The following is a 12,020-nucleotide window of genomic DNA, read 5'->3' as shown; positions in this document are numbered from 1 at the left end:
ACGTCTTACTCATCCGGGTTAAGGCGACGACGGCTGATGATGCGCAGCAGACGCCACAGCACCCATGCCAGCAAGACCACGCTGACCGCAGCCAGGATGGCGAGCAGAACCGGATGGTTCGACAGCGCATACCACAGGCGCTCGAACCACGGCAGATGGCCGACATAATACACATCACCCACGCGCAGGCTGTTGACGCCGGACTCGCGGATCACCGACACAGAACCAAACATCGCGGCACGTTTGCCGCTGTCGTTCATCGCGGTATTCAGCAGTTCATAGCCACGCGGGCTGTCAGCCAGCAGGGCTATCACGCTACGCTGATCGTTGTAAGGAGACTGGAAGCCCACCACCGCAGCCATCGCCCCCTGAGAGGTTACGGCCGTCTGCGCGCTGGCCTTACGGTCGTTCACGTCCGGCATAATGCTTGGGAACTCGGTCTGGCGAAGCGGCGTGTTAACCCACGACTCGGTGGCTTTCACCAGCAGGTCGATACGTTTTTCATCCTTCAGCATGTCCGGGATGGTGCCGATCACCATGATATCCGCATCTTTGTTCTGGATCTGACTGCCATCGTCCGTCAACGTGACGTTAACTGCCGGTAATCCGGTTTGCGCGCCTACGGTTGCCATGGTGTCGAGCAGGGTCGTCACCTGACCTTCGTTTGGCGCTTTAGGCATCACCACAATGGATTCAGAGAGATCGGCCATGCGGCTGAACGGGAAGCCTGCGTTAGCAAAGGCACGCAGATCCGGCATCGCCAGGAAATGGTAGTACTTCGAGAAGTCGATGGTCGACTCATCGCCGATCACAACGTGGTTTTGTACCGGCTGGAAGGTGATGCAGTTATCCACCGAACCGCCAGGCATCGGGTTCATGTACTGGAAATCAAAACGCAGCTGGTTGATCGCGCCAAGCTTCAGCGCCGGAATAGAGACGTCCGTTTTTCCGTCCAGCAGCCCCTGCAGCACCGGCAGGCGGAGCATCAGACGGTTAGTGTCCTGGGTACTTTGCAGGCTGAACGATTGCAGGAACTGGTTGTTCAGGCTGATATCCATGCGCGAGCTGTCTTTCGTCGCTGGCGCGGTATAGCGGTAGTTGAGATTGATATCAATGCCGTTGGTGCGCAGCAGGTACAGATCCGGCGGCAGGTTCAGCGACAGGCTAATCGGCGATGGCTCAAGGCCGGAGGCCTGCAGCTGCTCTTCATAGGTTTTCAGTTCACCAAACGTCACGGCGCGGTCGGTACGCACCCAGTTTGGCGCGTCATAAGGTTTACGCGCCAGCAGCGGCTTAACTTCGTCCACCACCACGCTGTTGCCGCGGAAAAGGACGTTGCCCTGAGCAATCGCCTTCGCGGCCTGGACCAGATCTTTATCATCACGACCAAAGACCACCAGCAGCTTCACGTACGGGTTATCAGGGTGGCTTACCATCTCAATGGTTGGCGCTTTGACTTCCGGGTGGTCGCGCAGGAAGCCCGGACGCTTTGCGTTGGTTGCAAAGACAATCGCGTTCCTGTCCGGCATTTTGTCATACATCACCGGGAAGTTCTGACCGCGCCAGCCGGAGCGGGAGCCAAACCAGGAGGCTACAATGGTCGCCGCCAGCTGCTCGGTCACGTCAGGGGACGATGCAAACACCATCGGCAGCGTGAGCGGACGGTTATCACGCGGGTCGAAGAACGGAACCGGGAACGCCGACAGATCGTTTTTCAGCGCCAGCGGCTGGTAGGTCATCTGCAGCGAGGAGTTACGCCCGACGTCCAGCCACAGCGTGTTGCTGGCGGGGTTTTCGCAGACATCGCGGTAGTGACCAACAAACTCCAGACGGATACGGTTAAAGTCGGTGATGAAGAGCGGGTTAATCGGCACCTGCGCCTGTGTTTTCTTACCCAGCTGCTCTTTGGTCACCGGCAGAACGTCCATCAGTTCATCGTTCAGGTAGACCTTCAGCTGAGACTGCGTCGGCAGCAGGGATGGCGACGGGGTGTATTCAAGGTTCAGTACCGCATTTGAAACAACCTCATCGCTGCGCATACCAAATTCAATGCTGCCGTTAGGGTTGACGCCGCGCAGCACCATGCTGCCCGGCGGCGGCGCGATTTGCGCGAAGGTCAGCTTCACGTCCCGCGACGGCACATTATCCGCGACAACGGGCGCGTTAGCCCCCCGCACGCCCGGCATCACCTGCCCGATGACCGGATTCTCGACCGGCAGGGTGTTCCCCTCCGTTGGCTGGTTCGGAATGATGTTCTCTGTTTGACCGGGTGCCGCCGTAACAACCGGATCGGTTGCCTGCGCGACGACAGGGACCGTCGGCGCAGGCGTCGCCGCTGCGTTACCGGGTGCTGCGTTAGCCATTGTTGCGGGAAGTGCACTCACTCCCATTGCCACTGCACATAACCAGGAAAGTTTTGTTTTCATCGCGTTATCATCATTGTTGAGCCATAACCGGGTCCGCCTGCTTCGTCTCATCCCGCTCGGGACGACGAGGAATGAACGACACGACCCAGGAAACCAGCGAAGTAAGTGACCGGAAAATTAATTTCACCGACGACGGGGCAAATTCTGCAAGGTGACGATAGCCACGGAACCCCAGCTTCAGAATATCCAGCAGGCTTTCCAGTGGTTTATCTTCCGGGAAGCTGTCCTGCCAGAGAGCCCATGTATCCGCACGGGCAAACGTACACTGCACAAAATCAATGTGTTGCTTTTTGGTCAACGGCATCAGCTGCAGACCCACTTCACTGCCTGCCACACGCACAACCTGCGTCGGGAAGACATACTCCTGCTGACCGCGCTTAAGCAGCAGGTTAACCTTCTGCCCTTCCAGCACTTTCGCCTGGCCGTTGATTTTGATCCCCAGGCCACCGTCAGAGAAGTCGTGCACCGTACAGGAGAAGAGGTGACCATCTTCACGGGCGATTGCCGCAGGCATGCAGATTTCAACGCGATGCGCGCGACGAACCTGTTTACTCTCTACCGATACCGCCACCGCGCCGCCGAGGATAATCAGGTTGTAGAACACCCAGGCCATACTGACGAAGACGGTCAGGATTTCGTTTTCCGGGCCGTAGAAGTAGCGCCAGATACCGGCGATCACGCCGACAATATTCAGCAGCACGAGGAAGATATACGGGCGGGAGATCACCCAGTCGACGTACTCTTCTTCCACCAGACCGCCCTTCGCGGTGACGTTGAATTTCCCTTTGTGCGGGTTAATCAGCGCGACCATCGTCGGCGGCGCGATGTACCACGCCAGCACCGTTTCGTAGATTTCACTCCAGAAGGAGTGCCGGTATTTGCCCTGAATCTTCGAGTTCGTCAGGCTCGCGTGGATCATGTGCGGCAGAACGAACAGCGCAATCATCAGCGCGGGGGCGTAAATGATATAGGCGTGAAGGAGCAGGAACGCCAGCGGCGCGGTCAGGAAGATCAGCCGCGGGATGCCGGACAAGAAGTGGAACATGGCGTTGACGTAGCAGAGACGTTGAGCCAGCTTGAGCCCTTTGCCTATCAGCGGGTTATCGAGGCGGAAAATCTGCACCATGCCGCGCGCCCAGCGAATACGCTGACCAATGTGCGCCGAGAGAGATTCCGTCGCCAGACCGGCGGCCTGAGGGATACGCATATAGGCAGAGGTATAGCCGCGGCGGTGCAGGCGCAGCGAGGTATGCGCATCTTCCGTTACCGTTTCAACAGCAATTCCGCCAATTTCATCCAGCGGCTTACGGCGGATAACCGCGCAGGAGCCGCAGAAGAAGGTGGCATCCCACATGTCGTTCCCGTCCTGCACCAGCCCATAGAACAGCGTGCCTTCGTTCGGGGTTTTGCGGAAGCGGCCAAGGTTACGTTCAAACGGGTCCGGCGAGAAGAAGTGGTGCGGCGTCTGCATCATCGCCAGCTCTTTCTCTTTCAGGAACCAGCCCATGGTCATCTGCAGGAACGAGCGCGTCGGCACGTGGTCACAGTCAAAAATCGAGACGAACTCCCCGGAGGCATACTTCAGGGCGTTGTTGATGTTCCCCGCCTTAGCGTGCTCGTGAGTCGGGCGGGCGATGTACTCAACGCCGACCTCTTCCGCAAACTGGCGAAACGCCGGACGGTTGCCGTCATCCAGGATCCAGACTTTGAGCTTATCTTTCGGCCAGTCGATGCCCAGCGCGGCATAGATGGTGTTTTTCACCACGCTCAGGTCTTCGTTGTAGGTCGGGACGAAGAGATCGACGGTCGGCCACTGCGTGGTGTCTTTAGGCAGCGGAACCGGCTGGCGGTTGAGCGGCCAGATCACCTGGAAATAGCCTAGCACCAGCACAATCCACGCGTAGGTCTCAGCAAACAGCAGCACCAGACCGCACACCAGGCTGACCGGGTCGTCCCAGTTCAGCGTTGAGGTGTAACGCCACCAGATGTAGCGGCAGGAAACCGTCAGCGACAGCACAATCAGCATCAGCGCCGAGAAACGGCCCGGAATACGACGAACCAGCAACGCCACGCCCCACAGCAGGATCAGGAAGATGAACTGCGCCAGCGGGTTGAAAGGTTGCGTAATACAGACCAGCGCCAGAATGAGCGAGAACACGACAATCACGCCGAGAATAAAACGCCGCAAGCCTGGGTGGAGATGCCCAAGCTCTTTATGGTTATCCAGATGGCTGGTCTTATCGCTGACGCTAGCGGGCAGTTTATCCAGCCACTGGTGATAGCGTTCACGTAACTGCTGTACGCGGGAATAGCTGCGCCAGTGCGGCGTTATTTTCTCCGTTCGGGATGACGATATTGCCAGCCAGACGGCCTGAATAAGATAGCGCGCCGGGTCCAAAGGCCGTGGTCGGTCGGGGTTAATGTGTGGGTATAATTCGCCGTGACGCGCACGGATGCGCTGCCAGCGCGGGTGCTCGAGTGGAATGAACGTCCAGGCCAGAATCAGCCAGAAACAGCCGAGCGCGGCGCTGAATGCCGGAGCACCATGCCGGCGAAAGTGCCGGTAATGGTCGCTCAAACGCGAACTGACCGGCGGGATGAGAAGCCAGCTGGCGAGTCGACTCATACCGAACTCCCAGCAGGCTCCGCCTTGCTGGCGAAGTTCAGCAGACACCAGTTCGCCAGCGTCAGGATCTCTTCTGCTGCCAGCGAGTCGCTGCGGTATTCGCCCAGCGGCTGCTTGGAGGCGAGGCATTCCGCCATCCCCTCATCCCGATGAATCACAATGGGAAGCAGGCGGCGCTGGCTTTGCAGCCACACCTGATAGAGGTCGTCCTGGATTTGGCTACCGATACGTAAATCGTTAATCAGGAGGTGTGCGTTCTGAGGCAGCCCCTGCTGATGCAGGCGAATATGGCAGTTCGCATCGACGTTCACCACGGAAAGTACATGATCGCACTGGCCGATGAGCTGCCGGGTCAGCGTCCCGGCGCCGTGCGGCAGATCCAGCAGGATCCACTGGTAGTGCCCCTTTTCTTTCAGGCTCTGCAGCGCAAGCGTGAACTGCGAAAACAGACGCTGATAGGCGGCTTCATTCTCGCGTTCTGTGGTGGTCAGTTGGCCAAAAGGCAGTAAATCCAGCTGGGAGGTATAGCGTAGCCCCGCATCCCGCCAGTCTTTGTCATCAAGCAGCGCGCGGGCCCAGCCCTCTTCGCGAGTGAAATCGACGTTGAACGACATACGCAGCAAATTATCGGCGCAGGCGTCAATGACCAGCACCGATTCACCTAAAAGCTGTAATGACCACGCCAGCGCCGCGGTAACAGATGTGGTACCCACACCGCCACGGACGCCCTGTAATCCGAGTATGGCCATCAATGGCTCCCTTAATGTTGATGGGCGAATTCAGCTAATAACGGCCAGCGTTTAATAGCAGCAGCCAACTGTTCCCGCTGGGAAATATCGGTGTAATCTATTTCAGGTAGAGAAAAGGCCTGCGCCAGCGCCAGAAAATCGTTTTGGAATGTGTAACCCAGAGTCGAGTCGACTGGGGTTGCAGGTTCGTTATTGTCCATTCTTATTCCATCCCTTTGAGGAAAATCGCACGCTCGGAAGTTGCGGGGCATCCTGCCCTGACAAATTTCATTTACATGCTAAATCTGATGTTCTTTAATTTCAATGTTAGGTTTATTTCTACGCTTTCGCTAGTAAACTGAGATACAGGCAAATTAGACGAAAAGAGGGACATCGTGGACTCCATATTTTCTATTGGCATCCAGTCATTATGGGACGAATTGAGCCACATGCCAGTCGGTGGAGTCTGGTGGATTAATACGGATCGTAATGAAGACGCTATCAGCCTGGTAAACCAGACAATTGCCGCTCAGGATAAGGATTCCCGCGTGGCCGTCATTAGTATGGGCGAAGAGCCGAAGAAAATAATTTCGCTCGAAAGCGACAGCGGCCCCCAGAAAGTACGTTTGTTTTCCATGTCAGCGGAAGCGGATAGTCTATACTTTTTGTCCCGCGACGTTCAGTGCTCTATTGATCCGGATCACTATTTAGTGATTCTTAAATGTGCAAATAACATACTGCAAAATATTCCTGCTGAAAAACTGCTGTCGTGGCTGGAAAAAATCAATAAATGGGCAAAGTTTCAAAATTGCACGCTATTGGTCGTCAACCCCGGCAGTAATAATGACAAGCTGTTCTCACTTTTGATGGGCGAATATCGCTCCCTGTTCGGACTGGCAAGTCTTCGTGACCAGGCAGGCAGCTATCTCTACGATATTGCCTTCTGGTGCAATGAAAAGGGAGTGAGCGCCAGGCAACAGCTGACTCTTAAACATATTGAGGGGAAATGGCACCTGGCACAGCAGGAAGAAACCGTGGTGCAGCCGCGCAGCGATGAAAAGCGCATCCTGAGCCATATTGCGGTTTTAGAGGGCGCGCCCGCGCTTTCGGAAAACTGGTCACTATTTGAGTCTAACGAAGCGCTTTTTCATGAAGCCCGCACCACCCAGGCAGCCACCCTCGTTTTCTCGTTGATGCAGAATAATCAGATTGAAACGCTGGCGAGACAAATTCACACCCTGCGCCGCCAGCGCGGCAGCGCGTTAAAAATTGTGGTACGCGAAAATAATACCAGCCTGCGCGCTACCGATGAGCGTCTGCTTCTGGGCTGCGGGGCAAATATGGTGATCCCCTGGAATGCGCCACTGTCACGCTGCCTGACGCTTATTGAAAGCGTTCAGGGTCAGCAGTTCAGTCGCCATGTCCCGGAAGATATCTCCACGCTGCTCTCCATGACCCAGCCGATGAAGCTGCGTGGCTACCAGAAATGGGATACGTTCTGCGATGCCGTCGGCAACATGATGAGCAACACGTTACTTCCGGCGGACGGGAAAGGGGTTATGGTTGCCCTGCGGCCGGTCCCGGGCATTCGCGTTGAGCAGGCGCTCACCCTGTGTCGCCCGAACCGTACAGGGGACATCATGACCATTGGCGACAATCGCCTGGTGCTGTTTTTGTCGTTTTGCCGGGTCAACGATCTTGATACTGCGCTTAACCACATCTTCCCCCTGCCTACCGGGGATATTTTCTCGAACCGTATGATTTGGTTCGAAGATAATGCTATCAGCGCAGAGCTGGTGCAAATGCGCGCTCTCCAGCCTGAACAATGGGTTAAACCGCTCGCAATCACGAGCGATGTAAAACCGCTCCTCAATGCCAGACATGACGGACATGTCTGGCGTCGGATTCCGGAACCCCTTCGCTTATTAACTGAGAACGGGGAGAACGCACCATCATGAATATCAGCGATATCATCCAACTGGTCGTATTCTGCGCGCTGATCTTTTTCCCGCTTGGCTACTATGCACGCCATTCCATACGCCGTATCCGTGATACGGCCAGAGTGATGTTTGTAAAACCTCGCTATGTAAAACCAGCCGGAACACTGACACGGGCATCACACGTCAAGGCAGACCGTAAACATGACTAATTCTTCCTATACCGCTTCGTCACCCTCGCCGCTCTGGCAATACTGGCGCGGCCTTTCCGGCTGGAACTTCTACTTTCTGGTGAAGTTTGGCCTGCTTTGGGCAGGTTATCTGAATTTCCATCCCCTGCTTAACCTGGTGTTTATGGCCTTCCTGCTGATGCCTCTGCCGAACATCAGGCTGCATCGTTTACGCCATATGGTGGCCATCCCCATCGGCTTTGCGCTGTTCTGGCACGATACCTGGCTGCCTGGTCCGGAAAGCATAATGAGCCAGGGATCGCAGGTCGCGGGCTTCAGCGCAGACTATATGCTTGACCTGGCTGAGCGTTTCATTAACTGGCAGATGATTGGCGCCGTCTTTGTCCTGCTGGTTGCCTGGCTGTTCCTGTCTCAGTGGATCCGCGTCACGGTGTTTGTCGTCGCCATTATGATCTGGCTTAACGTGCTGACGCTGGCGGGGCCAAGCTTTTCGCTGTGGCCTGCCGGCCAGCCGACGACAACGGTGACCACGACGGGAGGAAGCGCAGCGGCTACCGTTACAACGGCAGGCGATACGCCGGTGGTGGGCGATATTCCAACGCAGACTGCACCGCCAACCTCCACCAATCTTAATGCCTGGCTCTCCAGCTTCTATACCGCTGAAGATAAGCGACAGACGAAATTCCCGGATGCGCTGCCAGCCGATGCACAGCCGTTTGAGCTGCTGGTGATTAACATCTGTTCCCTCTCCTAGGCCGACGTGGATGCCGCCGGTTTGATGTCTCACCCGCTGTGGTCCCACTTTGACATCCAGTTTAAAGATTTTAACTCTGCCACCTCATACAGCGGCCCGGCGGCAATCCGCCTGCTGCGAGCAAGCTGCGGTCAGGCATCGCATAAAAACCTGTATCAGCCCGCTGGCAACCAGTGTTATTTGTTCGATAATCTCGCGAAGCTGGGCTTTACGCAGCACCTGATGCTAGGGCATAACGGTCAGTTCGGTAACTTCCTGAAAGAGGTACGTGAACAGGGTGGCATGCAGGCGCCACTGATGGATCAAACCGGTCTTCCCGTTACGCTGCTGGGCTTCGATGGCTCGCCGGTTTATGACGATACCGCCGTGCTGCAGCGCTGGCTGCAGACCATCGAAAAAGACAGTAATCCGCGCAGTGCAACGTTCTATAACACCCTGCCGCTTCACGACGGTAACCACTTCCCGGGGGTGAGTAAAACGGCGGATTACAAAGTGCGGGCGCAGAAATTCTTCGACGAGCTGGACGCGTTCTTCACGGAGCTGGAAAAATCTGGCCGTAAAGTGATGGTGGTCGTGGTACCTGAGCACGGTGGCGCGCTGAAAGGCGACAGAATGCAGGTATCCGGTCTGCGCGATATCCCAAGCCCATCCATTACCAACGTGCCTGCAGGCATTAAATTCTTTGGTATGAAGGCACCGCACCAGGGCGCACCAATTGAGATTACCCAGCCAAGCAGCTATCTGGCAATTTCAGAACTGGTTGCCCGCGCCGTTGACGGGAAGCTGTTTGTGGAAGATAGCGTGAACTGGGATCAGCTCACCAGCAACCTGCCGCAAACGGCAGAAGTCTCCGAGAACGCCAACGCGGTGGTGATTCAGTATCAGAACAAACCGTACGTTCGCCTGAACGGCGGGGACTGGGTACCGTATCCGCAGTAACTGATTTCCCCCTCTTCCCACAGGGGAGAGGGGATAGTCAGTGCGTCATTATTGCGCTGAAATCCACACCTGCATTTTCAGACTTGCCGAATCGTCGTCTTTAGAGGTGATTTCGGGCTCTACGGAAGGCTGCCCCATCGTTAAATGCCAGGGTAGCGCAGACGGATTTTCGCATCGTTTACTCCATCCGGTTATTCGGCGCTTCGCAGGGAAATCTCACCGCCCACCCAGGGCTTGATCGCGCCATCCTGCTCCAGAAGCAGCGCGCCCTGTGCGTCAATACCGCGGGAAATGCCGTAAATCTCTTTATCACCAATCAGCAGCCTCACCGGACGGTTGATGAAGTTATCCAGCTTTTCCCAACGAGACAGGAACGGTGCCAGGCCTTCCTGTTCAAAAAGCGTGAGTGAACTGCGCAGCTCTTTAATCATGCGCACGGCAAGGGTGTTACGATCGATGACAATCCCCGCCTCCTGAAGATTGGTCCAGGCCTGATTCACCACGTCATCCTGGACAGTACGCATCACCATATTGAGGCCCGCGCCAATAACAATTTGCGCCGCATCACCGGTTTTACCCGTCAGTTCGACCAGAATACCGGCAAGTTTACGATCGTTAAGGTACAGATCGTTTGGCCACTTAACGCGGACCCGATCGGCACCCAGATCGTGCAGCACTTCCGCCATGACGATACCAATGACCAGACTCAGGCCAATGGCTGCGGCAGGCCCCTGCTCCAGACGCCAGTACATGGACAGATAGAGATTGGCGCCAAATGGCGAGAACCATTTGCGACCGCGACGGCCACGACCGGCCTGCTGGTATTCAGCAACACAGGCATCGCCGGACGAGAGTTCGCTCAACCGATCCATAAGGTACTGGTTCGTCGAATCAATCACCGGCAGCACCGCAACATTGCCGTGTCCAAGCTGGCTGCGGATGACGTCTTCATTCAGCAATTGAATTGGCTCCGGCAGGCTGTAGCCTTTTCCCGGCACCGTGAACACATCGACGCCCCAGTCGCGAAGCGTCTGGATATGCTTGTTAATGCCGGCACGGCTCATGCCCAGCTGCTCGCCCAGCTGTTCACCAGAGTGAAACTCCCCGTCAGCAAGGATGCTAATCAGGGTTAACGGAATGGTATTGTCCTTCACGCAATGATCTCCACGGCATTCACTTCACCTGTGCGGCCAATGAAGCGGACTTCTGGCTCCAGCCAGACGTTAAACTTTTCGCCCACACGTTGACGAACATAATGCGCCAGCTGTACAACATCATCGCTGGTCGCATCGCATTGATTAATCAGTACCAGAGCCTGCTGCTGGTGAACGGCAGCGCCACCTACGGACGTGCCTTTTAACTGGCATTGATCGATCAGCCAGCCAGCGGCCAGCTTCACGCTGCCATCTGCCTGAGGATAATGTGGCGCAGTGGGCCATCCTTCAAGAAAGGCTTTTGCATTTTCGCTGCTAATAACCGGATTTTTGAAGAAGCTTCCTGCATTTCCGTTTACTTTCGGATCGGGAAGTTTGGTCATTCGCATATGGCAAACTGAGTCAAATACGTCGCGGGGAGTGACGGTTGCCGGATCGAGACGCGTTAAATCGCCATAGGTCAGCACCGGCTGCCAGTTCTTTGGCAGACGCAGACCCACGGCGACAATCACGTAGCGATCCTGATATTCATGCTTGAAGATACTGTCACGATAGCCAAACCGACACTGTTCTGCCGTTAAGCGCTTAGCCGTTCCGGTCGCCAGTTCGATGCAGTCGACATATTCACAGACATGTTTCAGTTCGATGCCGTAGGCACCGATGTTTTGGATGGGTGACGATCCGGCGCAGCCTGGTATAAGCGCCAGGTTTTCCAGACCCGGCATCCCTTTTTCGAGGGTAAATTGCACTAGCTGATGCCAGTTTTCTCCGGCCCCCACGTGCAGATGCCAGCTATCGGCATGCTCTTCCACACCAATGCCCATGATGCGGTTAACGATCACCGTTCCCGCGAAATCGTCGAGAAACAGGACATTGCTTCCTTCGCCCAGAATCAGTACGGGTTCGTTATTTTCTGTTGCGCTTTGCCATGCATCCAGCAGCTGCTGTGCAGTATCGGCACGTACAATTTGATTAGCATTACGTTGAATGCCAAAGGTATTCCAGGGCTTAAGGGAGTGGTTCATAGACGCTATCCTGATGCAAAAACGCAGGTAGTTTACCGTATAAGCAGGGTGTTGGGGGATCTGTTTGTGCAGCGCAGAAACGCAAAAAGGCCATCCTTTCGGATGGCCTTTTCACTTATTTGATGCCTGGCAGTTCCCTACTCTCACATGGGGAGACCCCACACTACCATCGGCGCTACGGCGTTTCACTTCTGAGTTCGGCATGGGGTCAGGTGGGACCACCGCGCTAAAGCCGCCAGG

General features: G+C 55.9%; 8 protein-coding genes, 1 rRNA gene and 1 pseudogene. 3 read left to right on the top strand and 7 right to left on the bottom strand.

The genetic code is table 11. The features are described from left to right. Positions 1-5: 5 nt before the first annotated feature. Genes bcsB through bcsR form a run of 4 tightly spaced genes read right to left on the bottom strand, consistent with a single transcriptional unit; the run spans position 6 to position 6,001 of the window. Entirely contained in the window at positions 6-2,426 is a 2,421-nt protein-coding gene (bcsB, locus tag ACMWL8_RS11745) for a cellulose biosynthesis cyclic di-GMP-binding regulatory protein BcsB (protein ID WP_045259409.1), read from the bottom strand. Between the two features lie 10 nt (positions 2,427-2,436). Continuing rightward, positions 2,437-5,052 (bottom strand): UDP-forming cellulose synthase catalytic subunit, encoded by a 2,616-nt coding sequence (bcsA, locus tag ACMWL8_RS11740; RefSeq protein ID WP_028014759.1) that lies wholly within the window; start codon positions 5,050-5,052, stop codon positions 2,437-2,439. Further along, entirely contained in the window at positions 5,049-5,801 is a 753-nt protein-coding gene (bcsQ, locus tag ACMWL8_RS11735; RefSeq protein ID WP_045259410.1) for a cellulose biosynthesis protein BcsQ, read from the bottom strand. The genes bcsA and bcsQ overlap by 4 nt, the downstream gene beginning before the upstream one ends. 11 nt (positions 5,802-5,812) lie before the next feature. Beyond that, entirely contained in the window at positions 5,813-6,001 is a 189-nt protein-coding gene (gene bcsR / locus ACMWL8_RS11730; RefSeq protein WP_028014761.1) for a cellulose biosynthesis protein BcsR, read from the bottom strand. 174 nt (positions 6,002-6,175) lie between these two features. Between bcsR and bcsE the strand changes: the two genes are divergently transcribed. The 3 genes and pseudogenes from bcsE (at position 6,176) to bcsG (ending at position 9,601) form a co-directional block, all read left to right on the top strand. Next, the gene (gene bcsE / locus ACMWL8_RS11725) at positions 6,176-7,738 is read left to right on the top strand and encodes a cellulose biosynthesis c-di-GMP-binding protein BcsE (protein WP_045259411.1); all 1,563 of its coding nucleotides are present in this window, start codon (positions 6,176-6,178) and stop codon (positions 7,736-7,738) included. Continuing rightward, a complete protein-coding gene (gene bcsF / locus ACMWL8_RS11720; protein ID WP_072201618.1) occupies positions 7,735-7,929 on the top strand; it encodes a cellulose biosynthesis protein BcsF in 195 nt (64 codons plus the stop codon). The genes bcsE and bcsF overlap by 4 nt, the downstream gene beginning before the upstream one ends. Beyond that, positions 7,922-9,601 (top strand): annotated as a pseudogene (gene bcsG, locus ACMWL8_RS11715) (cellulose biosynthesis protein BcsG). Before bcsF ends, bcsG begins: the two are co-directional and overlap by 8 nt. 191 nt (positions 9,602-9,792) lie before the next feature. On the opposite strand, the gene birA reads toward bcsG, so the two are convergent. The 3 genes from birA to rrf all read right to left on the bottom strand — a co-directional run bounded on the left by birA (position 9,793) and on the right by rrf (position 12,020). Further along, complete coding sequence (birA, locus tag ACMWL8_RS11710; RefSeq protein ID WP_045259413.1) at positions 9,793-10,755, bottom strand: bifunctional biotin--[acetyl-CoA-carboxylase] ligase/biotin operon repressor BirA; 963 nt, start codon at positions 10,753-10,755, stop codon at positions 9,793-9,795. Further along, complete coding sequence (murB, locus tag ACMWL8_RS11705; RefSeq protein WP_241276929.1) at positions 10,752-11,780, bottom strand: UDP-N-acetylmuramate dehydrogenase; 1,029 nt, start codon at positions 11,778-11,780, stop codon at positions 10,752-10,754. The genes birA and murB overlap by 4 nt, the downstream gene beginning before the upstream one ends. A gap of 124 nt (positions 11,781-11,904) precedes the next feature. Beyond that, positions 11,905-12,020: ribosomal RNA gene (rrf, locus tag ACMWL8_RS11700) — 5S ribosomal RNA — on the bottom strand.

This window comes from Enterobacter sp. 04-C-12-SI-ECC (assembly GCF_047530715.1).
GTDB lineage: Bacteria > Pseudomonadota > Gammaproteobacteria > Enterobacterales > Enterobacteriaceae > Enterobacter > Enterobacter bugandensis.
This window is presented reverse-complemented; position numbering and strand designations above follow the sequence as displayed.